This is a genomic window from Corynebacterium sp. KPL1986, from assembly GCF_000477975.1.
In the GTDB taxonomy this organism is placed as follows: Bacteria; Actinomycetota; Actinomycetes; order Mycobacteriales; family Mycobacteriaceae; genus Corynebacterium; species Corynebacterium accolens.
The window spans coordinates 1063387-1085595 of sequence record NZ_KI515719.1 but is presented as its reverse complement, the minus strand read 5'-3'; the positions used below and the strand labels follow the sequence as shown (position 1 = coordinate 1085595).

The 22209-nt window shown below is 59.1% G+C and carries 17 protein-coding genes and 1 tRNA gene; 11 read left to right on the top strand and 7 right to left on the bottom strand.

What is annotated here, in order from left to right; translation table 11 throughout:
- The first annotated feature begins 351 nt into the window (after nt 1–351).
- The 4 genes from HMPREF1287_RS05015 (at nt 352) to HMPREF1287_RS05000 (ending at nt 4924) form a co-directional block, all read left to right on the top strand.
- Entirely contained in the window at nt 352–1908 is a 1557-nt protein-coding gene (locus HMPREF1287_RS05015) for a hypothetical protein (protein WP_023017152.1), read from the top strand.
- Nucleotides 1909–1910: 2 nt separating this feature from the next.
- Complete coding sequence (accB, locus tag HMPREF1287_RS05010; RefSeq protein WP_023017153.1) at nt 1911–2462, top strand: acetyl-CoA carboxylase biotin carboxyl carrier protein; 552 nt, start codon at nt 1911–1913, stop codon at nt 2460–2462.
- Nucleotides 2463–2479: 17 nt separating this feature from the next.
- A complete protein-coding gene (accC, locus tag HMPREF1287_RS05005; protein WP_005284133.1) occupies nt 2480–3856 on the top strand; it encodes an acetyl-CoA carboxylase biotin carboxylase subunit in 1377 nt (458 codons plus the stop codon).
- A 144-nt stretch (nt 3857–4000) separates the two neighbouring features.
- Nucleotides 4001–4924, top strand: coding sequence for a DMT family transporter (locus HMPREF1287_RS05000; protein WP_023017154.1), 924 nt, complete (start codon nt 4001–4003; stop codon nt 4922–4924).
- Nucleotides 4925–5000: 76 nt separating this feature from the next.
- Here HMPREF1287_RS05000 and HMPREF1287_RS04995 read toward each other — a convergent pair whose 3' ends face one another.
- A complete protein-coding gene (locus HMPREF1287_RS04995; protein ID WP_023017155.1) occupies nt 5001–6053 on the bottom strand; it encodes a PDR/VanB family oxidoreductase in 1053 nt (350 codons plus the stop codon).
- A 404-nt stretch (nt 6054–6457) separates the two neighbouring features.
- On the opposite strand from HMPREF1287_RS04995, the gene HMPREF1287_RS04990 reads away from it, so the two are divergent.
- The 4 genes from HMPREF1287_RS04990 (at nt 6458) to HMPREF1287_RS04975 (ending at nt 11985) form a co-directional block, all read left to right on the top strand.
- Nucleotides 6458–7816: an oxygenase MpaB family protein gene (locus HMPREF1287_RS04990; protein ID WP_023030419.1), complete on the top strand. Its 1359-nt coding sequence runs from the start codon at nt 6458–6460 to the stop codon at nt 7814–7816.
- A 57-nt stretch (nt 7817–7873) separates the two neighbouring features.
- Nucleotides 7874–9250, top strand: a complete 1377-nt coding sequence (locus tag HMPREF1287_RS04985) for an oxygenase MpaB family protein (RefSeq protein ID WP_023017157.1) — start codon at nt 7874–7876, stop codon at nt 9248–9250.
- A 33-nt stretch (nt 9251–9283) separates the two neighbouring features.
- Nucleotides 9284–10489, top strand: a complete 1206-nt coding sequence (locus HMPREF1287_RS04980; RefSeq protein WP_023017158.1) for an oxygenase MpaB family protein — start codon at nt 9284–9286, stop codon at nt 10487–10489.
- A gap of 122 nt (nt 10490–10611) precedes the next feature.
- Complete coding sequence (locus HMPREF1287_RS04975) at nt 10612–11985, top strand: NAD-dependent succinate-semialdehyde dehydrogenase (RefSeq protein WP_023017159.1); 1374 nt, start codon at nt 10612–10614, stop codon at nt 11983–11985.
- A gap of 206 nt (nt 11986–12191) precedes the next feature.
- On the opposite strand, the gene HMPREF1287_RS04970 is transcribed toward HMPREF1287_RS04975, so the two are convergent.
- A tRNA-Asn gene (locus HMPREF1287_RS04970) sits at nt 12192–12264 on the bottom strand.
- Between the two features lie 252 nt (nt 12265–12516).
- Here HMPREF1287_RS04970 and HMPREF1287_RS04965 point away from each other — a divergent pair.
- From HMPREF1287_RS04965 to HMPREF1287_RS04955, 3 genes are all read left to right on the top strand, one after another.
- Entirely contained in the window at nt 12517–13233 is a 717-nt protein-coding gene (locus HMPREF1287_RS04965) for a 6-carboxyhexanoate--CoA ligase (RefSeq protein WP_023017160.1), read from the top strand.
- Nucleotides 13230–14399 (top strand): 8-amino-7-oxononanoate synthase, encoded by a 1170-nt coding sequence (locus tag HMPREF1287_RS04960; RefSeq protein ID WP_023017161.1) that lies wholly within the window; start codon nt 13230–13232, stop codon nt 14397–14399. The genes HMPREF1287_RS04965 and HMPREF1287_RS04960 overlap by 4 nt, the downstream gene beginning before the upstream one ends.
- A gap of 61 nt (nt 14400–14460) precedes the next feature.
- Nucleotides 14461–14844, top strand: coding sequence for a hypothetical protein (locus tag HMPREF1287_RS04955; RefSeq protein ID WP_023017162.1), 384 nt, complete (start codon nt 14461–14463; stop codon nt 14842–14844).
- 136 nt (nt 14845–14980) lie between these two features.
- Here the strand turns inward: HMPREF1287_RS04955 and HMPREF1287_RS04950 are convergent, their stop codons facing one another.
- From HMPREF1287_RS04950 to HMPREF1287_RS04930, 5 genes are all read right to left on the bottom strand, one after another.
- The gene (locus HMPREF1287_RS04950; RefSeq protein ID WP_232218814.1) at nt 14981–16108 is read right to left on the bottom strand and encodes a Wadjet anti-phage system protein JetD domain-containing protein; all 1128 of its coding nucleotides are present in this window, start codon (nt 16106–16108) and stop codon (nt 14981–14983) included.
- Nucleotides 16101–19472: an ATP-binding protein gene (locus HMPREF1287_RS04945; protein WP_023017164.1), complete on the bottom strand. Its 3372-nt coding sequence runs from the start codon at nt 19470–19472 to the stop codon at nt 16101–16103. The genes HMPREF1287_RS04950 and HMPREF1287_RS04945 overlap by 8 nt, the downstream gene beginning before the upstream one ends.
- On the bottom strand, nt 19465–20115 hold the full coding sequence (locus HMPREF1287_RS04940; RefSeq protein ID WP_023017165.1) for a DUF4194 domain-containing protein: 651 nt from the start codon (nt 20113–20115) through the stop codon (nt 19465–19467). Before HMPREF1287_RS04940 ends, HMPREF1287_RS04945 begins: the two co-directional genes overlap by 8 nt.
- Entirely contained in the window at nt 20115–21584 is a 1470-nt protein-coding gene (locus HMPREF1287_RS04935; protein WP_023017166.1) for a DUF3375 domain-containing protein, read from the bottom strand. The genes HMPREF1287_RS04940 and HMPREF1287_RS04935 overlap by 1 nt, the downstream gene beginning before the upstream one ends.
- Nucleotides 21585–21709: 125 nt before the next feature.
- Complete coding sequence (locus tag HMPREF1287_RS04930) at nt 21710–22129, bottom strand: organic hydroperoxide resistance protein (protein WP_023017167.1); 420 nt, start codon at nt 22127–22129, stop codon at nt 21710–21712.
- Nucleotides 22130–22209 lie beyond the last annotated feature (80 nt).

Genomic DNA, 22209 nt, shown 5'->3' with positions numbered 1-22209 from the left:
AAGCCACGAGAAGCGCAGCGCGGCTGGGGCAGATTTAGTTACTGGCTAGAAACTGCATGTCGTCCACCACTTTTCGGGGGAAAGGTCCATAAAAATTCGCTGTTCGCTAGGTGAACTATAGTGCGCACTGTGACCCCGTATAGGGGTATTTGTATAAATTCTTTGCCGTAACGAGCTTGGAATTCGCAGGAAAAGGTCATTTTTGGCCAGAATTCCGGCGCTGAAAATTTAGGTGTGGTGTAGCGTGTGAGCCACGACACGGAAGGTTTTCGAAGAGTCTTGAACCACCAAAGTGACCCGTCACTGTGAACCAACCGAGTCTTTCCGGAGCCACACCCTAAGGAGGGATTTATGACTGCTCTTAGTCCCGAGGAACTAAGCACAGAAGGCCTCGCCGAAATCATGGCCGCGGGCGGACGCCCGGCCGATAGCGAGCGCAAGATCAACATCATCGATACCACCCTGCGTGATGCGCACCAGAGTATCTGGGCCACCCGCATGACCACGAGCCACATCCTGTCGCTGTTGGATGACATCACCAACGCTGGCTTCGAGCACGTGGACTTGGTCGCGCCCATCCAGTTCGACGTATCCGTGCGCTACCTCAAGGAAGACCCGTGGGAGCGCGTTCGCCTCGTCCACGAGAACGCCGCGCCGGGCACCAAGTTCCGCGCCCTGATTCGCTCCAAGAACCTGGCTTCCTTCGACTTCCTGCCGGATGATGCCATCTTGAACTGGACCGAGCGACTCTACGCCAATGGCTTCCGTGTGATCGGCTCCTTCGATGGCTTGAATGACATCGACAACATCGACCAGGGCCTCAAGCTGGCCAAGGAACTCGGAGCTGAAACCTTCGGCGCATTGTCCTACTGCTTGAGCCCGGTGCACACCGATGACTTGTACAAGCGGAAGGCCACGGAGCTGCTCGAGCGCACCGATGTGGACCGCATCATGCTAAAGGACGCCGGCGGCCTGCTTACTCCGGACCGTTTGAAGACCCTCATCCCGGCGATCCGCAGCTCCATCGGTGACGTACCGCTCGAGGTACACACCCACTCGCTGACCGGACTGTCCCCGCTGACCTACCTCTACGCAGCGGAATTGGGCGTGGATTCTATCCACACCTCCATCGCCCCGCTGGCCAATGGCCCGGGACAACCAGCCACCCAGGCCGTGGTGCGCGACCTTCGCGCACTGGGCTACACGGTGGACGTTGACGATGAGCGCATCGATTCCGCCAGCGAGCGCATTCAGGAAATCGCCGATACGGAAGATAAGCCGGTAGGCGTTCCGCGCGCATTCGATGGCCTGCACTACATGCACCAGCTGCCAGGCGGCATGCTTACCAACTTCGAATCCCAGCTGGAAACCGCTGGGTTGGGTGACCGCTTCGAAGAGCTGCTGTACGAGGTCGCACGCGTGCGCGAAGAGCTCGCATACCCCATCATGATTACGCCGTTCGCCCAGTTCGTGGGCACCCAGGCCGTCATGAACGTGATGACCGGTGACCGTTACTCCGTGGTCCCGAACGAGATTAAGAAGTACGCCTTGGGCTACTACGGCGAGCCACTCGCCCCGCTGGACCCAGACGTGCTGGAGAAGATCATGGCCAACGGTTCCTCCGAAATCACGGAGGAAATCCCAGAGCTCAAGCCGGTCCTGCCGGACCTGAAGAAGGCTCACCCGGACGAGGATATCGACACCTTGTTGCTGCGCGTGATGTTCGCCGGCAGCCAGGTCGATGAAATGAAGCGCTTCGTGGCTGAAGGCCGCGGCGGCGAGGGCGAAGGCGTCAAGGGCGGCGTCCTTACCTCCCTGGTACAGCAAATCTACGACTCTTCCGATACCACCGACTTCCACCTCAAGACTTCCGATTTGGAAATCAACCTCATCAAAGGAGAAAAGTAACCATGACTGATTCCACCAACTTGCACGACCTGAAGTCCCTGCTGAAGTGGGCCAACCTTTCTGATGACATTCAAGAGCTGCAGATTAAGTACGGTGACGTCGAGCTCGCGATGTCCCGCACCCCAGGTGGCCTGAACCACCCGGCACCGGCTCCGGAAGCCGCTCCGGCTGCAGCTCCAGCTACCGCACCAGCACAGGAGGCCGCACCGGCTTCCGCTCCGGCCGCTGAGCCTGAGTCCAATCCTGCTCCAGCTCAAGAAGAAGCTCCGAAGGAAGAGCCAAAGGCTTCCGGTTCCGGTGAGCCGTCTGCAGAGGGCGAGATCGTGAAGGCTCCTATGGTCGGTACCTTCTACGCCGCTCCGAAGCCGGGCGCAGATCCCTTCGTCAAGGTCGGCGACGAGGTTGAGGTTGGCCAGGTGCTGTGCATCGTTGAGGTTATGAAGCTGATGAACAACATCGAGTCCAAGGTTGCCGGCACCGTGAAGGAAATCCTCGTTGATAATGAGGACGCCGTGGAGCACGGCCAGCCCATCATGGTCATCCAGCCGAAGTAATCGATCTGGAGGAAAACATGTCAGATCTATTAGGTAGCGTGCTCATTGCTAACCGCGGTGAGATTGCGCTTCGCATCATTCGCGCCTGCAAGGAATTGGGTATCAAGTCCATCCTTACTTATTCCGAAGGCGATAAGGACTCCTTGCCAGTAAAGCTCGCCGATCAAGCAGTATGCATCGGCCCGGCGAATGTTTCCAAGAGCTACAACAGCCCCGAGCTGGTCATCTCCGCAGCCATGGCGTACAAGGCGGATGCCATTCACCCGGGCTACGGCTTCTTGTCCGAAAAGCCGGACTTTGTCCGCATGGTGGAAGAAGAAGAGATCGGCTTTGTTGGCCCTTCGGCCGAGCACATCGGCTTGATGGGTGACAAGATCGCGGCCAAGCGCATCGCTAAGTCCGCCGGTGTTCCCACCGTGCCGGGCTCCGACGGCGTGGTCACCGAGTTCGACGAGGCCCTGGAGGTTGCCCATAACACCGGCTTCCCGCTGCTGATTAAGGCTGCCGCCGGTGGTGGTGGTCGCGGTATGCGCGTCGTGGAATCCGAGGACACGCTGGAAAAGGATCTCAACGAGATCATGAACGAGGCAGAGTCCGCGTTCAATGACCCGTCGGTCTACATCGAGCGCTTCTTGACGGATATCCGCCACATTGAGATCCAGGTGCTGGCCGATGGCGAAAATGCCGTCGCCCTGGGCGAGCGCGACTGCACCTCGCAGCGCCGCAACCAGAAGCTCATTGAGGAAGGCCCTTCGCCGGTGCTGACCGATGAGCTGCGCCAGGAGATGCAGGAAGCCGCGATTAACCTGTGTAAAGAGGTGAAGTACAAGAATGCCGGAACCATCGAGTTCGTCTTCGATAACACCGAAGACAAGTTCTACTTCATCGAGATGAACACCCGCATCCAGGTGGAGCACCCCGTTACGGAGATGATCACCGGTGTGGACCTCATCAAGGAGCAGCTGCGCATTGCCTCCGGGCAGAAGCTCTCCATCACCCAGGATGATGTGGAGATTCGTGGCCACGCCATCGAGTGCCGCATCAACGCCGAGGATCCGAACCAGAACTTCGCTCCGCGGCCGGGCAAGATCGAGCACTACCGCGTGCCAGGTGGCTTCGGGGTGCGCATGGATACCCACATCGAAACGGGCTACACCATCCCGCCGTTCTATGACTCCATGGTGGGCAAGCTCATCGTGTGGGCAGAAGACCGCGATGAGGCCATAACCCGCATGCTGCGCGCCATCGACGAGCTGCAGGTAGAAGGCGTTGTCACCACGGCGCCATTCCAGGCCATGCTGCTTGATAGCGAGAAGTTCCGCAGTGGCGAGTTCAACACTGGCTACGTTGCCAAGCTGCTGGAAGGTACCGACTCCATCCCTACGGATGACTAAAGCCGGCTCCTTCTAGCGAGAGAGTGCAGGTTCCGCTTTTGCCGGCCTGCACTCTTTTGCATTTTAAGGCTCTACAATTACATCTCTATGTCACGCCTGGTTCCAGGCTTTGCTTAGTCCCATACGTGTGGGGAAGGAAAAACAATGTTGGTTATTGCCGCCATGCTGGTCGGCGCCATCGTGCCGGCGCAAACGGCCATTAATACTCGTCTGCGCGAGTCCGTGGGCTCGCCCATCGCCGCCGGGTTCTTCTCCTTCATTATCGGCTTTGCTGTCTCCGCCATCCTCGCGCTGATAGTCACCGGTGACGCGATACCGGACCTGGCGCTGGCGGCCGCGCAACCGTGGTGGGTGTGGCTCGGCGGCTTTATGGGCGTGGCCTTCATCGTGGGAAATATCCTGCTCTTCCCGCGCATCGGCAGCGTAGAAACCGTCATCCTGCCCATCCTGGGACAGGTGACGATGGGCCTTATTTATGATCTGACCGGCCTTTTTGAATCCCCCTTGGTTCCCGTCGGCCCGCTGCGCATCCTCGGCGCCCTCATCGTGGTGGGCGGCATCGCCTTGGTGCTAGAAATCGGCCGGGGCGCTGCCACCACGCGCGCGCAAGCCACCGGGCTTTCGCTGTGGCTGTGGCGGGTTTTCGGCGTGCTCATTGGCATGGGCTCCGCCACCCAAACCGCCGTCAACGGCTACCTGGGAGGCGCGTTGCACAGCCCCATGCCCGCCAGCGTCATTTCCCTGGGCGTCGGCGTGATCCTGTTGGCCCTGCTCACCGTAGGCTGGAAGGCACCCCGCCGCGCCCTTCTAAGCGGTATCGCCCCAGGTCCCTGGTGGATGTGGCTCGGCGGTGTGCTCGGCGCGCTCTTTGTGGTGGGCGGCGCGACGCTTTCGCCCATGATCGGCACTGGCACGACGGTCATCGGCTCGCTGGTGGGCTCAATCATTTGTGGCCAGGTCATTGAATCGCTGGGCTGGGGCAATGCCAAGCGCGGCCTGCCGCCGGTCCACCGCATCATCGGCTTGGTCTTGGTCATCATTGGCGTGATTATGGTGCGCGCCCTTTAGAGCTGTGCCGCGCTTGCCGATGCCCCCTTCTTTCCCCCTTCGCTCCCACTCCCGGCCAGGGTGGGGGAGCGAAGGGTTATTGCCGCCAGCGCTCTAAGGTGAGCTTGGGGCTTAGTGCGCGGGAGACGCATGGCGCGAAGGCGCCCTCGGCATACATTTGCGCGTCATAGACGGAATCGCGGTGATCTGGTTCGCCCTCGACCACGCGCATCAGGCAGGTGCTGCACGTGCCTTCCAGGCAGCGCGATTTTACGGGCAGATCGAGATCCTCGAGGACCTCTAGGACCGTCTTATTTTCTGGGATTTCTACCGTCTCGCCGCAAAATTCCACCTCGAACGGACCGTCGCCGGCCCCGGCGTTTTTCTCACCGGATAGCGCTTGGAGATCGGGGTGGAAGTTCTCCCAGTGAAAGGCATGCTCGGGCAGGTAGTCGAGCGCGATTTCTTTGGCGGAATCCATAAATCCTTGCGGGCCGCAGACATAAAAGGCCGTCTCCTTTGGCGCCTGGCCCAGCAGGTGCCGGTAGATATCCGCCTGTTTGTCGCGCGGGCGGCCGAAGACCTCAATGAGCTTATCGCCGCAGGTCTCGCGCAATTGCTCGAGCAGTACCGCGTGGTGCCTATCGCGCGCGAAAAAGAGCACGAGATACGGCTTGTTCTCGCGCTCGAGGGATTGGGCCATAGAGAGCATGGGGGTAATGCCCACTCCGGCCCCAACTAGGACGTAGTAGCCGGCGTCTGCCACGAGCTCGAAGTTATTGAATGCCTGCGAAATCTTAAAGCTATCCCCGCGGCGCAGTTTGAGCATCGCAATCGAGCCACCCGTGGAGTTTTTCTCCCGCTTTACCGCGACTCCATACGTTGGCCGTTCCTGTTGGCCAGCAGCAGGGGAAGAGGCACCGGCCATCTCAAAAACCGAGTACTGGCGGGTAAGCATCTCACCGTTAGCTCCCGGGAGGGTGATATCGACGTGGCAGCCGGGGGAGTAATCCGTGAGCTGCGCATCACCGTCCAGTGAAAACTCGATGACCGCAAGGTCTTCCGCTACAGCGGTGATATTGTGCACCGTGGCGGTGGTGGAGGGGGCATCGGCAAGCTGGGGCGCGGGTTGAGAAGGAGAACTTGGCATAGGGGTGAATAGACCTCACTTTCGTGACTGTAGTTCAGTGCCAATCCACTGTATGTAATGCACGTCATGGTACAGCCTGTAGCGAGATCCAGGTTACAAACGCGTTCGCATAGCGGACGGATGTGCGCCTAGTACACCTATATGGGGTGAGTAGGCAGAAGGCTTGCAAAATCTGCCAAGATGGCCATTTTTGGTATTTGTGCAGGAGGGGATAGGTGCTGTGAAGGCGGGCGTAGTAGCGGCGTTGGCGGCCAGAACTTTCCCAGAAAATTGGATTCAAAATTCATTGCAGTTGCGAGCAAAGTCTCTATAGGCTTACGGGCACAGCTAAATGGTGAACTACACCACATAAACAGGAAATGTGTGTGGTGCGGCACCAAGATTGGAAAGGTTGTTTACTCCCCATGACTGCTCCTACTGATACTCGGACGGAACCAAAGGTTCTGCCCATGTCCGATAATCCCTATGAGGATTTCCGTTACTTCTATCGCGATGGCATGGACCTGCGCCCGGCGCCGAAGCGCCGCGTGGACAAGCCCGGCTGGTCCACCCTGCGCCACAATATTTTTGACCACTGGCACACCGTTCATGATGAGTGGGAAGGCTACGACACCCAGCAGACTCGTTTGCTCGATGATCACATGTGGCAAACCGATGAACTGGGTGCCGCGTTGGCAGAATCCTTCCGCCGCGATGGCGCGAAGGAATCGCGCGCAAAGTTCGAGCAGGCGCTGAATGAAGGAATCGAGACCGTCGAGGATCCATCGCCTGAATTGGTTGCCTTCTTCGAGCAGGTCGATAACATCCCAGACTGGATCGACCTTGAAGCCGCCGAGCGCGGGCGCGTTGCCTACTACAACGCCACCCCGAGCGCGGATCTTCTCACCTTCAACTTTGGCTACTGGGCCACCACCATGGAAGACCGCACCTCTGCGGCCACCGGTGAGACGGGCATGTTTGAGTTCAAGGCCATGCAGCGCGCGCTGGAGACCTCCAAGTTCTTCGTGGACCTGGGCAAACAAGACGTCTTTGACCGCTTTGGCGAAGGCCGCAAGGCCGCAGTCCACGTCCGCTTGCTGCACGCCCAGGCCAACCGCGGGCTGGAAAAGCTTTGGGGCAAGGAGCACTACAACGAATTCGGTCGGCCGATTGGCTCCAGCTTCTTGGTCTCCGGTGAGGGTTGGTTCGCGCTCATGCCACTGGCCATCGACGAGCTTTTCGGGCGCCCGCACTCTGGCCAGGACTGGGACGATGTCGCCCAATACTGGGCATATGTGCTGTACATGATGGGCGGCGAAGAACGCATCATCCCCAAGACCGGCGATGAAATGCGCAAGATGACCGATTTCATTTACGCAAACGGCGGGCGTTCTTCCTCGTACCACCAGCGGGTGGCCACGGCACTGATGTCCATCGTGGAGCAGATGAACCCGGACCTTCCGCTGGAAATGTTGGGTTCGCTGGCCACGCTAGTGGGAGAAGAAGACACCAAGTTTATGGTGGAAGGAACCCGCTGGGCCGATATGGACTTTTCCCAGGCAGCCAAAGACTTTGAAGCCAAGGCGCGCGCAGAGGCAGAGGAAGCCCGCGAAGCCGATGAAAAGCCGGGCGCGGAGGAATACAAAAAGCACAACGCCGCGCAAGGTCGCCCGCTGTGGATCAATGCCTTGGAGGAAGTGCAAGAGCACATCAACAACCATGAGCCAGACGTCAAGGCCGAGTGGACCCTGCACGATGACTCCAAGGAAGCCCGCCGGAACTAGCTGCTGCACCCCCAGCTAGTTACCAAGGTTTAATAATAAGGAAAGGAATAAAGCACAATGACTGCTCCCACAGATACCTCTGATGCTGCCAACACGTCGCAGGTGGAACCGCAGGTCCTGCCCATGTCGGACAATCCCTATGAGGATTTCCGCTACTTCTACCGCGATGGCATGGACCTGCGCCCAGCGCCAAAGCGCCGTACCGCAGCCCCAGGCTGGTCTGAGCTGCGGCACAACATCTTTGACTCTTGGCACACGGTAGAAGATGAGTGGGCAGGTTACGATAGCCTGCAAACAAAGCTTCTCGATGACCACATGTGGCAGACCGACGAGACCGGTGAAAAACTAGCGCAGGCCTTCCGCCGCGACGGTGCCAAGGAATCGCGCGCCAAGTTCGAGCAGGCGCTCAACCACGGCATCGAGACGGTAGAAGACCCCGCCCCGGAGCTAGTGGACTTCTTTAAAGAGGTAGACCGCATTCCGGAGTGGCTGGATCTCGAGGCCGCTGAGCGCGGCCGTGTGGCTTACTACAACGTCACGCGCACCTCTGAGGTTCTGGCCATTGCCTTCGCGTACTGGGCCACCACGATGGAAGACCGCACTTCTGCGGCTACGGGTGAGACCGGCATGTTCGAGTTCAAGGCCATGCAGCGCTCTATTGAAACAGCGCAATTCTTCACCGACTTGGGCAAGAAGGACGTCTTTGACCGCTTCGGTGAAGGCCGCAAGGCAGCCGTGCGCGTGCGCCTGCTGCACTCCCAGGCCAATCGTGGCCTAGAAAAGATGTGGGGTAAGGAGCACTACAACGAATTCGGCCGGCCAATTGGCTCCAGCTTCCTGGTCTCCGGTGAGGGCTGGTTCGGGATGATGCCGCTGGCCATCGACGAGCGCTTTGGCCGCCCGCACTCCGGCCAGGATTGGGACGATGTGGCCCAGTACTGGGGATATATCCTGTATATGATGGGCGCCGAAGAGCGCCTCATCCCCAAAAACGGCGATGAAATGCGCAAGATGACGGATTATATCTACGCCAATGGCGGATATTCCTCCACCTACCACGAGCGCGTGGCCAACGCCCTGATGAGCATTCTAGAAACCATCCACCCGCTGGTCCCCAAGCTGGCGCTGGGTGCTTTGACCACCATCTGCGGCGTGGAAGACACCAAGTTCATGGTCAAAGGCACGCGCTGGGAAAAGGTGAACTACAAGCCGTGGGCCATCCTGTACCGAGGCGCCGCGCGCGCAGAAGCCAAGGTTGCCCGCCTGCGGGACAAGCTGCCGGGTGCGCAAAAGGCAAAGATTAAGCGCGCCAATAAGAATAAGCCGCCATGGTCCGATGTCACCGCGGTGATTAAGGCGCACATCGCGAAAAACGAGCCCGAGACCAAGTCCGATTACACGCTGCACGATGACTCTAAAGAAGCTCGCAGCTAACCCATCCCCATAACATTCCCTGAGGAGAACACCATGACTACCACTATGTCCCTAGGTACCGTCGGCGAGTGGCCTGCCGGCCGCGGCGATAAGGACGAATTCATCGCCACCTTCGGCCAAGAGCGCGCAGACCGCTACCATGAGGCTTTCTGGAAGATGGATCCAGTAGCAGATGCGCTGTTTACCAGCGGCCACACCGTCAAGGAAATCATGCCTAACCTGCGCGATGCCCTCGCGCGCGGTACCGCCAACGAGGACACCTTCCCAGAGGTTGCCGCCCTTATTGAGGACATGACCAAGGCACTTGACGGCATCGACGCCGAAAAGCTGGAGCGCGGCCGCCGCGTCTACCTGTCCATCCCGCCGCTCAGCCACGGCCTGGCGCTGGGCCCGGGCTCGCTGGTCCACACCTATTCCACCCCGGCGATCGCGGACCTGCTGGTCAACACCGGTGAGCTTACCGATGGTGCCGTCAAGCGCCTTGCCTACACCACCAACTGGACCTATTCGCTCTACCTGCCGGATGCGCTGCAGCCCGGCGGCGAAGGCTTCATCCATACCGGTATGGTGCGCGCCATCCACGCCCACGTGCGGCGTGTGCACACCCGCAAGGAGCTGGACTACTCCCACTTCGGCGCGCCGATCAGCGAGTTTGACATGCTGCGCACCTGGTTTGACTTCACCTACATTCCGTACGCTGGCCTGCGCAACATGGGCTGGAAGCTTACCGCAGAAGAAGAAAAAGACGCGTTCTACTTGTGGAAGATTGCCGGGCGCATGCTGGGCATTTCCGCGGACCTTTTCGAAGGTGAAGATGGGGTAGAGGCCTCCCAGGAGACCATGGATGCCATCCACACCGTCGACGGCGAGATCAACGAATCGGCCCGCAAGCTTGTCGATGCCCTCATGGATGGCTTCGTCGTCAACGCCAAGGAGCTCACGGGCATGCCCGATGACACCCTAGCGGACTGGACCGCCGCGCACGTGCGCATCATTCACGGCGATGAGGTCGCCGATGCCTGCGGCGTGGCCGACTCCGTCATGCGTCCCATCCTGCAAATGGAGGCGCCACTGGTGCAGGAGCGCTTTGACCTCCTCCGCCAAGACTCGGAGGCGCTCGAGGCGGAAATCCAGAAGAACGAGGAGGCGGTGCGCCAGATGCTCACTCGCGATGCCACCTATATGAAGCAGGATGAGGGCATCAAGATGAAGGATGGCTCGGTCGTCGCGGCTTCCTAAACGAATTACCCACATTCGTGGGTGACGCAGTTAATAGAACTTAAGTACTCTTGTGGCAGGCGAACACAGAGTGTGCTCGCCGCCACATTAGTTCCAAGAATCCAATTAGAAAGGGAACAATAATGTCCAAGGATTATGCAGTAACTAACCCCGCTACCAATGAAGTAGTAGAGAAGTTCGACACCTTTAGCGATGAGCAGATTCAAGAGGTACTGGCTAAGTCCAACGAGGCTTTTCAGACCTGGCGCGAGACCTCCATTGAGGAGCGCGCAAAGATCGTTTCCCGCGCAGCCGAGCTGCTCAAGGAGCGCAAGGGCGAGCTGGCCAAGATTGCCGCAGAGGAGATGGGTAAGTCCACCCCAGAAGGCGAGTGGGAAATTAACTTCTCCGGCGATATCCTGCAGTTCTACGCAGACAACGCCCCAGAGCACAACAAGGATCAACCGGTTGACGTGCCAGGCGGTAAGGCCACCCTCCGCCGTCTGCCCATTGGTACCCTGCTGGGCATCATGCCGTGGAACTACCCCTTCTACCAGGTCGCCCGCTTCGCCGGACCGAACCTGATGAACGGCAACTGCATCATCTTGAAGCACGCCGAAATTACCCCGAAGTCCGCTGCAGTCATCGAGGAGATCTTCCGCGAGGCTGGCCTGCCAGAGGGCGTGTACATCAACGTATACGCCGACCACAAGCAGATTGAAGAGATCATCGGGGACAAGCGCGTCCAGGGCGTATCCCTGACCGGTTCCGAGCGCGCCGGTGCCGCTGTGGCTGAGATCGCCGGCCGCAACCTGAAGAAGGTTGTGCTGGAGCTTGGCAGCACCGACCCCTACATCATCCTGGATGCAGCCGATATCACCAAGGCTGCCGAGGAAGCTTGGGTCAAGCGCATCGAGAACGTTGGCCAGGCTTGCACCTCCAACAAGCGCATCATCGTCATGGAAGACATCTACGATGAGTTCGTCGATGAAATGGTCCGCATTGCAGAGGGCATGAAGCAGGCTGACCCAACCCAGCCGGGCGAGAACCAGTACTACCCAATGTCCTCCCGCGAAGCCGCAGAGAACTTGGATAAGCAGGTCAAGACCGCTGTGGACAACGGCGCTAAGATCCGCACCGGCGGCAACCTGCACGAGACCGCTGCGTACTACGAGCCGACCGTGCTTACCGATGTCCCAGTCGGTTCCGACTCCTACTACGAAGAGTTCTTCGGCCCAGTAGCAGAGATCTACAAGGTTTCCTCCGAGAAGGAAGCCGTAGAGCTGGCCAACAACTCCAACTACGGCCTGGGCGGTGCCGTCTTCTCCGATGACACCGAGCGTGCCACCAAGGTTGCTGACCAGATCGAGGCCGGCATGATTCACGTCAACCTGGGCCAGTACTTCTCCCCAGTACTGCCGTTCGGTGGCGTCAAGAACTCCGGCTTCGGCCGCGAGCTCTCCGTCTTCGCGCTGGACGAGTTCGTGAACAAGCAGTACCTCTACATCAACGACTAATTACTCGTTGAGGCTCGCTCAGCGCTCCCTGAGCCTGCAGCGAGCGCATAGAGTGCAATAGGAAGGGGCCTAGTCTTGATTGGCTAGGCCCCTTTTCCTGTCCCCGTTGTGCTTAACCCCGACTTTCGGAACCCGGTCTGAATTCAAGGCTGTGTGGTGCATGCGAAAAATCCCGCTCAGCGCGATGCTGGGCGGGATGTAGTCTGCTCCTCCAACTGGGCTCGAACCAGTGACCCTTCGATTAACAGTCGAATGCTCTGCCAACTGAGCTATGGAGGAATATCCATGTTGTACTTCGAACGTGCCGTTCTCTGTGCAACGAGAATTAACTATATAGGCTAACGCCGTTTTTGCACAAATCGCCTGGTTAGTCCGGAAAAATTAGGGGCTCAACGCGGGGTGGGGCGGGAGGCATCGGAAAGCGCATGGCCTGTGTAATCCGGTTTGGAAAGCGTCGCCTGGAGCCTGGTCGAGGCTGGCTAATTTTCTCTTTTCCTGAACACCGTTCAATACGTCCGGTACCCTCAGGCTATGACTTATTTCTCAGTGCGAATGCGGTCGGATTCCGCAGGCCAGCACATTTCGGGCGCAGAGCGAATTGTCAGGGAACACGAAGTTCCGGCGGTCTGTGCGGCGCTATCCGAGCGTGCTTTGGCACACCCGAAGGGAATGGCGGAAAATACCTTCATCACCGTGGAGGCTTTGGCCGAGTCCGATATTCTGCACGTCCCTTCCGTAGACGTCAAAGAAAAGGCGGTGCAAGCGCCTTCGCAAGCTAGGGACGTCATCGAGGAACTATTGCACCCAATGACCGCTCATTCCCAAATAGTCATTGAAGAGACGTTTACTGCCAGGAATATGCGCGGCGCAATGCTCATTGCAGCCGATACAGGTAACCGCTGCGAGCCGGACGCGCAGCGCGGCGTCCGCGTGAGCCACATGGACGCGCACAACGCTCAAGACGCGGATTTCAAGGGTAAGGACGCGGCCCGTGAAGCCATCGTTTTGGCGAGCAAGGTTGCCGCGCATCCCGATGTCCTAGCGGAGGTCTGTGTGTCTGATGATCCGGCCTATACCACCGGTTACGTCTGCATAGATGACATGTACCACCGCCTTCCGCACATTAAAGAACTTGGATCGGATGAGGGGGCGCGGGCCTTCATTATCAAACCAGGCGCCGATATCGAAGCGTTGATTGATTATTTGGAAAACCGCGCCCTACTCGTGGATTTTGAGGCAGAACAGTGAACGAGAGCCTAGAACAAGTTGCATCTGCGCGCCGGGAAAAGTGGAGAGAAGACGGCCTCTGGCGCAGCCCTTCGGTCTTTGTAAGTGGACAAGTGCCGGAAAGCTCCCTGCGGACGGCCGCTGGGAAGACAGTCCAAGACGCGGTGCTCTTTAGCTCGTCGAATTACCTAGGCCTGGCAGAGCATCCGGAGATTAAAAGCGCCGTAAAGGAAAGCGTTGATAACTACGGCGCCGGTTCAGGCGGATCGCGGTTGACCACCGGAACGTCTGAATTACACGTTGCGGTAGAAGCGGCTGCGGCCCGCCTGACTGGTTATCCAGACTCGGTATTTTTTGCCACCGGGTACCAAGCCAATCTATCGACGTTGCAGGCCTTGGCCTCGCCCGAGCTCACCATTACTTCCGATGCGCGCAACCACGCCAGCATCATCGATGGCTGCCGGCTCGCAAAGGCGAGTGGTGCCTGCCTCGTCGTCACGGCGCACCGCGATACCCGGGCTGTGGAAGATGCCTTGGCCACCAGGACCACCAAGTATGCCCTGGTGGTTACCGATGGCCTCTTTTCCATGGACGGGGTGCTCGCGCCCTTGCCTGAGTTATCGCGGGTGGCACGCGAATACGGCGCATGGCTTATGGTCGATGATGCTCATTCGTTTGGCACCGTCGGCGACCGCGGCCTTGGCCTCCCAGAATATTTCGGTGTCCAGCCCGATATCCAAATTATTACCGCTAGTAAGGCGCTTGGTGCTGAAGGTGGGCTCGTTGCAACGAGTAAGCCGGTGGCTCAGCTATTGCGGCAACAAGCCCGGTCCTTTGTATTTTCGACCTCGCCCACGCCAGCAACATCGGCCGCCGTGCTCGCCGCGTTTAAGCTCATTGAGTCTGATCCCAGTCTGGTTAGCCAACTGCAGGACAATATCGCCTATTGGCACAACACACGCGGTACTACGCCACAGCAAGGGCCCATTATTCCCGTGCATGTGGGTGATGAGGCCGCCGCAATGGACGCTAGCGCTGCACTGCTAGACCAAGGATTTGTCGTCCCTGCAATCCGGTGGCCAACTGTTGCACGTGGCGCTGCGATACTCCGCGTTACCCTCATGGCAACCCATACGCGGGCGCAGATCGATGCTCTCTGCGCAGAACTTGATCAGCTGGGTTTATAACCAAAACGCTCGGTGAGTGCGTTCAAGAACGAGGTTCTCCTCGCTTAGACTGGCAGGCATTATGAGCAGCTTCATCATTGACTATTCTTGGATCCACGAGCTGGTGTTGTACGGGCGTGACGCCGAGCTATCCGCAGCAATTACTGGCAACTGGGACATTATTGAAGCCGTGTGGGACTTGGAGGAAAAGCACGCTATAGAAGATGGCTCCAGTTTCTTTGGCGGCGATAATTGGACCGCGCGCTTTGTGGCTGGCCTCGATGATGGCGGCCCGCTGGATATGGAGCTATTGGACGAAGAAGATACCTCAGTGATACTCGAGCTCTCCGTTACCGGTGACGATGAAGAGACAATGGAGCAAGCGCTAGTTGATGCCACCGAGACCATCACCTGGCATTTCTCTGACTGGGGCTTCGAGGACATAGAGTGGACCGCGATACAATGAGAGATGGAGACGCCGCCGCAAGGTTTTACTAGTTGAGGGGGCTCAACAAGTAATCTAACTCGCGTTCGTCTTGCTGCTGCGGAGGAAGAAGGATACGGGAACAACTAGCAGAGGTTCTAGTTCGAAAGCTTAGAACCTAGCGTTGAAACGTAGATTGAATCGCGTCATTGGCATGCGCGAACGGAATCCGTTCCTGTTCGATGCGTAGCTTGCCCTCGGTGAAGAGGAGGCGGTAGGCACGCTGTTCTTCGGTGGTGAGGTGGCTAAGTATGGCGGAGCCGTCACCGGGATCGGGGACCGCGAGGTGGCGGAACGCGGTGACGGTGGCGGTATCCATGAGGAGAGATTCCGTGTGGGGAAAGTGGGCGCGCACGCCGTTGAGGATGCTGAAGCCGGCGGCGTCGAGATCGCCCCAGTAGGTGATTTCGGTGTGGTGGAGCCAGGCGATGGCGTGAAGTTGGCGGGCGGCATTGCCGGAACCGAGGATGGCGATGGTAGGTGGGGCGGCATCGGAAAGCAGGGGTAGGGCTAGGAAGGTCTGTTTGTTTTCTACGATGAGAACGCGCGGAGGCGCGGTGGGAAAGAGCTGTGCCGCCTGGGAGAGGGGAACCTCGATATCGGACAACGCGGGGGCGTGATTGAGGTAGCGCAGGCGCAGGCGGGCGTCGGTGCGGCGCAGCCCCAAATCCGTTATGCCAAAAGGCGAAAGCAGAGCGAGCAGCAGGCGGCGGTGGGTGCCTATCCATTTGCCGTCTACTCCTTCGACCGGAACGGCGCGCTCCCACTCGCCGGAATTCGGATGGGCGCGCAGCCAGATCAAGCATGGCTTTAAGCAGCGCAGATCGTATGCGCATAGGTCCTTCCACTGGGCATAGGTGCGGTACACGGCGTCGGCGAATGCAGGGGAGTCGGGGAAGATCGCGGCGATGTCGTGCGCGCGCTTGTGCGCGCGGGAGTATTCGGCGCTGAGGCCTGCAGCCGCGGCGATGCGGGGCGCACCGGTAAGGGCTGCGCGGGTAGGCACGGAATTGGTGCCGAGTCCCGTGCGGGACCAATTGCGCGGTTCGTAGTGGATCTCTTCTTGGTGCGGCCAGCGCTGCCAGGCGCGGATAAACTCCTGGGTGGCGGCGACATTGCGCGCAGCAGCGGCGGCCGTAGGCGGATGCAGCGGCCAGTCGATGCTCAGCGAATCCGGGGCGGCTAGTGCCTCAGCAAAGTGGTTGTGCAGGTATTTTGCCGCATGGGTGTGCAAGTCACTAGGCATCCGCATCGGTGGACTCCGGGGACTTGTGGGGGTAGGTGGTGGCATCGATAAGCGAATAGCCCGTACGCGCCTGCGGGCGTCCCTGGATAATGGGCTCGTCGTAGTTGACCACGATGGTGCCATCCACGTACGGCGATAGCGTCTGGATGAGCTTGAACGGCGTTGCCAAAATCATGTGGAAACCAAAGGACGCAAACACGGACATGGCGGTGCGCGTGAAGGCAGGGTCGGCGCGATCGAAGGCCTCATCCAAAATGATGGAACCGTAGGTGGGAACGTCCTGATCCGGCTCCGCCAGGCGGAAGCGCAGCGCCGCAGCCAAGCAGAAGAACACCAGCTTTTGGGCCTGGCCGCCGGAGAGGGATGCGGAATCTTGATAAGTATTGGCGGTCGTGCCATCGGGGTAGCACTCGCGGCCGATGAAGCTGACATGCTTGCGGGTATCGAGGACCAGGTTGCGCCACCGAATATCCTCTGGCTCAGACGAGCCCAAGCGGCTGAGAATCTTGTCCAGGGCGTGGTAGCGCGCTACCGCAGCTTCAGGATCATCGGCGCTAATCTCCGCCAGGCTATGGGACGTTGCGGCATCAAGATCCCGCTGGAAGTCTTGCACCACCTGGCCCCGGGCATCCTTCACATCAATGCGCAGGGTGCGGTCCCCATTGAAGGGCGTGCGCTCCAGTGACTTATTAATAAACTCCATGCGCTGTTCGATATCGCTACGGGCATGGCGAAGTGAGGAGGCGAGGTGCGATAAGTTCTGCACCGTCGTGCCATTGAGCAGCTCCAAGAACTTAGCGCGAAAATCCGCCAAGCGGTCCGCGCGCAGGAATTTCAGCTTCTCCATGCCTTCGCCGGCGAAGCTCGCCTGTGGCTCCAAATCCGCCGCTTCCGCCGGCCACTGCGATAGGTACTTGTGCAGGACGGAGACAATCTTGGCATTCGTCTCCTCGATGCGGCGTGCGGCCCTACGCGCGGTTTCTTGCAGGCTGGCCTGCACCTCATCGCGCCGGGCATCGATGTCATCGATGGTGAGTTTTCTCCTGCCCTTGTGCAGGGCTTCTTCGACCGCCTTGGCGATGCCCTGATCCGCCACCGTGGGCACTGTTCCGATGCTTTGGCGCCGCTGGGTGGAGCGGTTCAGCTCGCCTTCCACGTTGCCGAGGTGTTTTTGTGCTTCGTTCAGTTGGGCGCGGGCGGCGGTGAGTTTTTCCTTTGCCTGTTCGTGTGCTGTGGCTAAGGCCTGCGCTTCTGGGGAGGAAGCTAAAGAATCATACTGTTCTTGCAAATCGCGTTTGCGCGCCTCAGCGGAAGCGGTATCAATATCCTGGAATTTAGTCTCCAGTACGCGCTGCGCTTTATCGCGCTGCGTGCGCAGGATATCCATCTTCCGGTTGAGCTCGTGGACCTGTTTGGCCATGGCACGAGCAGTGGCTTTCGCTTCATTCAATTGGGAACGCAGGAGCTCAATCTTGGCGGTATTGGTGGAACCTACTCGGTACCACCGCGTGCCTTTATAACGCGTGCGATCATCCTTGATAAAACGCGTCGAGCCATCTTTATCCTTGGGCCGGCTTTCCAAGCCATCGCGCGTGACGGCCGGGGTCTTGGTTACTTGTTCGAGTGCGGCCACCGAGCTGACGCATTCGTAGTTAAAACGGCTCGAAATATGGTGGCGCACCCACGGCGTCATGGGGTGATCCTGGAACTCCAATTTGTGGATGAGCTGTTGCGGGCTGCGCGCGGGCGCGGGCGCCGGTGCAAACTCCGGGATAGTGCGGTACTCGAGCCGGGTGCCCACATTGCGAGAATTGACCCACTGGTTAATGGCTTCCCGCGCGGTTTCCGGAACGAGCAGGGTGGCGGCGAATCCGTGTAACAATTTTTGGATCACCGGCTCCCACTCCGCCTGCTGCGGGGCAATATCCAGTAGCTCGCCAGCGAAGGGAAGCTCCGATTCGGCGTAGCCAGTATCTTGCGCGAGTTGGGTGCGCAGCTCTACGAGGGCCTTATCAATATTGGTGCGCCGCGAGCTAAATGAGTGCAGCTCACTTTCTAAGGACGCGGATGCTGTCGCGGCATCGCGGGCGGCCACGCCGGCTTCTTGCTGCTGCTCAGTAAGCTGGGCCGAGTCAGCCTCGAAGTCCGCGATGCGCAGGCGGGCATTTGCTTGCAGCTCGGCGAAGCCGTGCGGGCTGAGCTCAAAGTGATCGGTCCACTGGTCGGCGGCAGCGGCAAGGTGGTGGAACTCCTTGGAGCGGTGCTCAATTTCCTTCTCCGCGGTTTCAATTTTGGCTTCTAGGGCGGCCAGCTCGCCGGCACTGAGTTGGGAGACGGCTACGGCGGCGCGGCGCTCGGCATCGTCAAGGTGCGTGACCTCCGCTTCGAGCGCCTCGGCCGCAGAGTGCGCCTCTGCCTGCTGGGCGGTCAGCACGCGGATGCGATAGTCCAGTTCTTCTGCCACCAAGCGGGCGCGCACCGCCGGCAGCGCCTCATTCATCGCCTCGGCCTTGTGCTTATCAGCCTCTGCGGTGGTGCGTTGGGAGTGCAATTGGGGCAGGGGTGCCAGCGTCTCAATCTGGGCCTTGACGTCCTCTACCCGCAGGTATGCCTGGCGCAAATCTTCGAATTGCTCCACCGACTCCTCCGCCCGCTCGAAGGTAGACGGCGTATCCAGCATATAGTCCCGGAAGAGCTGGTCCAGGCTGGAGAGAGACTTGGCAGACTGCGTGCGGTGCAGCAGAACCTGCCCCTGCTCGCTCTTGATGCCCAGGCGTTTGCGGAAGCGATCCGCAAACGTGGTGTACGTCGGCGTAAATGACGCTCCCGGCCCCTTGTACATGGCCTTAATCTTGCGGGTATCCAGGCTGCGGGTGAGTAGGGGGCTGAGCTTATCGATGTCCTCATCTCCCTGCACCACCCCATAGAGCCTTTTAATCTGGCTCACCGAATTTTCACCGCCGTTGAGGCGGAAGATGGCGATGAGGGTGTGCTGCGTGCCAGTACCATTATCGTAGGTCAACGCCACCACCGAGTTTGTTGCGCCCTCACGCAAATACTCCGGGGCGATTTCACCCGTGTGCGCATTTTCTTGCTGCCGCCACGCCCCGCGAATATAGGAGACGAGGTTGCGCCCATTATGCCGACCGAGGTCCTGCTGCGATGCCGCGTTGAACTTGAGGTCCTTCTGCGGCACCAATACTGCCGACATCGCATCAAGCAGCGTGGACTTGCCCGAACCGGATCCGCCGGTGATGAGGAAGCCCTTGCGGGCTACCGGGATGGAAAAATAGCCGTGAAAAGTACCCCAGTTAATGAGCTGGATACGGCTGATGCGGAATTGGCCTGGATACAGGTTAGTCATCGGAAGCCTCCTCCTGGTCGCTCTCGGCTTCTGCGAGGCGGGCGTATTCATCCCGGATGGCGGTGACCGTGGCGGCATCGAAAAGCTGGCGCAAGACGGGTGATACCTCGTAGCGCCCCTCTGTCTCGGTGGCACTCAGCAGCGAGTATTCATTGCGGATGCGTTTAATCGCCGCATTGAAGCGGTTATTGAACCCGGCTTCATCGCGGTTATCAACCGCGCGGACGTAACCAATTCCCTCCCGGAGGTCTTCTACATCCACAATCACGCGTTCACCGGGCAGCGCTAAACCAAGTTCCTGGCGCAGGTTCAGCAGGATGGCGGTATCGATGTGCTTGAGCTTATCCGTGCGCAGCACCTGCGGAATGGGCAGCGTTTCCTCTTCTACCATCCGGGTAAACGCAAACCCTTCTGCTTCATCGACGACCAGCTCGAGGAATACCTCATGCAGGCGGGCGCGCAGGTTGTCTTCGTCCGAGATGATGGCGGACCATAAGACAGGTTCCTTGTGCGCACGCACGAGCGGCCCCTTCAACAGCTGCACCAACGCGCGGCGCGAGTTATAGGTCAGCGATCCTTTATCGCTTTCCCACAGCGGGGGCTCATGCGCCGAATCGACGCGGTGATTATCAGTAGCGCTCACTACAACTCCTCAACGGTGGTGCTATCGAAATACATAGTAGGGATATACGCCGCGCGAATGGTCCCATCTTCTTCGGTCCAGGTGATCTTCTCGTGCGCATCATGCAGCGCCGGTAGTGGGTGCTGGTCCGCAATGTGTACCAATCCCACGACGCTGGCCAGGCCCTGCGTGGGCGGGTACGCCTGCAATACTTGGCCAATCGTGCACGGACCCGCCTTGCCGACGGCCCCGCGAATCGCCCCATGCAATTCCTCAAAATCAATTTCTGATTCGCGCACCAGCTCATACAACGCCTCCGCATTCTCCTGTCCCGGCTGGAAGGCTTCCGGTGCTTCCTCCACGACCTCCCGACCCGGGTTGGCCAAGTGGATGCGCGATACGGAATGAATGCACATGCCGATGCGCTGCAGGGGTGTTTCCATGCGGTGAAAGGCTTTCAGCTCCGATGCCTGCGCTGCATCAATGGCCATGCCCCGCGCCTCGCGCAGTAGCTCAATCATGCGCCGGTCTTCTGCGAATTGTTCTGAGGAGACATAGTTGCGCAAGCTGCGTGCCAAGCCAGTCATAGTTTGATTGACCTCGAAGCTCGTTTCTTCCATATCGCGGAAGAGATTCCGCAGCTGCCGCCGGTTTTCTGGCGCTAGCTCTTGGCCAACGTCGCTTTCTAGAACCTGCTTAATCCACTGGTCCAGCCACGCGCTGCGTTCTCTATCCATGAGGTAGGAATAGAATCCGCGGAAGCTGCGCCCCGCGTCCGATTCCGCGATGTGGTCTACACCGCTAAAGATTTCCTCGAGCACTTCGCCGCGGTAACCTTCTGGATCCAAAAGCTGTCGGCGCAATCGGTGGTTGAGGGCTTCAAGTTCGTGGCGAACCCTGGCGAAATCGCTTGGCACTGCCATAGCCATGTTCAGCACGTCTTGGACGCGTTCCTGTGTCTCTGCCGCAGTCAGCCTTTCAAACTGCCCTAAATGTGCCTTTTCAATTTCGCGGTCAATGCGGTCTCGCTCCGCCTCTAAGCTGGCGACGCGGCTCGAAATATCCTCATTTGTATCTCGCGCCAAGCGTTGTAGCGCCGAGCCGATAGATTCCACGCGCGATGCGGTGACCGTAGTAACCGGCGTTTCCCAACGTTCAACAGCCTCGAGCGCGGACAGTGCTTCCTCGCTCGGTTCCAACGTTTCCCCGCGCGAGCTCTTGCCAGATTTACGGACTAGCCAACCAGCTTTCACCCAGTCATTGCAATAACTTTGCGGTGTGCGCGGCATTGAGAATTCACTGGCAAGCACCTCAAAATCGGTGACCATCAGCTCATATACTTCTGCCGCCGGCCGCGCGCGAGTGCCGCGGGGAAAATACTCAGCAATCAGCGCCAAAATCACCGGGGCATTATCGGCCGCCAGCAGCCGCACTGCCGCGGAATCATGTAATAATCGCCGCAGTGAAAGGGCGCGAGCTTCAACAGACATGATTCGATTTTGCCAGCTACGCCGGACACGTGCAGCGTAGTTTGACTCACTTATTCGAATCGATGGATCCGCCCGTGCATGGTGGCCCTTGCGGGCCGAGGAGTAAGAAACTGTATTAGTCCTTCTTAGTCCTGCGCAACGGTGACGTTGACGTCAATATTGCCGCGGGTGGCATTGGAGTAGGGGCAGACCTGGTGGGCGGCATCGGCAAGCTCTTGTGCCTTGTCGTGTTCCTGGGCGGGGATAATGACCTCGAGCTCAACGGCGAGCTTGAAGCCTTCGCCCTCCTTGCCAATGGACACGCGGGCGCCCACGGAGGAATCGCCCAACTCAGTCTTCTCGCTGCGAGCTACCGCCTGCAGGGCAGAGTGGAAGCACGCGGCATAACCAGCGGCGAACAGCTGCTCTGGGTTGGCGCCGTTGCTATCGCCGCCCATTTCCTTCGGAGTGGCCATCTTGAAGTCAAGGTCAGAATTTTGCACTACGGCGCGGCCGTCGCGGCCTTCTCCGGTAGCGAGTGCTTCAGTGGCGTAAAGGGCGTCCATGATTACTCCTTTTCTAAAGTCATTTTCGTACTAGTAGTGAGTACAGTCGCCGATTGTACTCAGAATTGCTAACGGTGTTT

Excerpts from the sequence above, each read along its gene's own strand:
- HMPREF1287_RS05015 (WP_023017152.1), top strand. The coding sequence starts at position 352 with ATGACTGCTCTTAGTCCCGAGGAACTAAGCACAGAAGGCCTCGCCGAA.
- accB (WP_023017153.1), top strand. The coding sequence starts at position 1,911 with ATGACTGATTCCACCAACTTGCACGACCTGAAGTCCCTGCTGAAGTGG.
- accC (WP_005284133.1), top strand. The coding sequence starts at position 2,480 with ATGTCAGATCTATTAGGTAGCGTGCTCATTGCTAACCGCGGTGAGATT.
- HMPREF1287_RS05000 (WP_023017154.1), top strand. The coding sequence starts at position 4,001 with ATGTTGGTTATTGCCGCCATGCTGGTCGGCGCCATCGTGCCGGCGCAA.
- HMPREF1287_RS04995 (WP_023017155.1), bottom strand. The coding sequence starts at position 6,053 with ATGCCAAGTTCTCCTTCTCAACCCGCGCCCCAGCTTGCCGATGCCCCC.
- HMPREF1287_RS04990 (WP_023030419.1), top strand. The coding sequence starts at position 6,458 with ATGACTGCTCCTACTGATACTCGGACGGAACCAAAGGTTCTGCCCATG.
- HMPREF1287_RS04985 (WP_023017157.1), top strand. The coding sequence starts at position 7,874 with ATGACTGCTCCCACAGATACCTCTGATGCTGCCAACACGTCGCAGGTG.
- HMPREF1287_RS04980 (WP_023017158.1), top strand. The coding sequence starts at position 9,284 with ATGACTACCACTATGTCCCTAGGTACCGTCGGCGAGTGGCCTGCCGGC.
- HMPREF1287_RS04975 (WP_023017159.1), top strand. The coding sequence starts at position 10,612 with ATGTCCAAGGATTATGCAGTAACTAACCCCGCTACCAATGAAGTAGTA.
- HMPREF1287_RS04965 (WP_023017160.1), top strand. The coding sequence starts at position 12,517 with ATGACTTATTTCTCAGTGCGAATGCGGTCGGATTCCGCAGGCCAGCAC.
- HMPREF1287_RS04955 (WP_023017162.1), top strand. The coding sequence starts at position 14,461 with ATGAGCAGCTTCATCATTGACTATTCTTGGATCCACGAGCTGGTGTTG.
- HMPREF1287_RS04950 (WP_232218814.1), bottom strand. The coding sequence starts at position 16,108 with ATGCCTAGTGACTTGCACACCCATGCGGCAAAATACCTGCACAACCAC.
- HMPREF1287_RS04945 (WP_023017164.1), bottom strand. The coding sequence starts at position 19,472 with ATGACTAACCTGTATCCAGGCCAATTCCGCATCAGCCGTATCCAGCTC.
- HMPREF1287_RS04935 (WP_023017166.1), bottom strand. The coding sequence starts at position 21,584 with ATGTCTGTTGAAGCTCGCGCCCTTTCACTGCGGCGATTATTACATGAT.
- HMPREF1287_RS04930 (WP_023017167.1), bottom strand. The coding sequence starts at position 22,129 with ATGGACGCCCTTTACGCCACTGAAGCACTCGCTACCGGAGAAGGCCGC.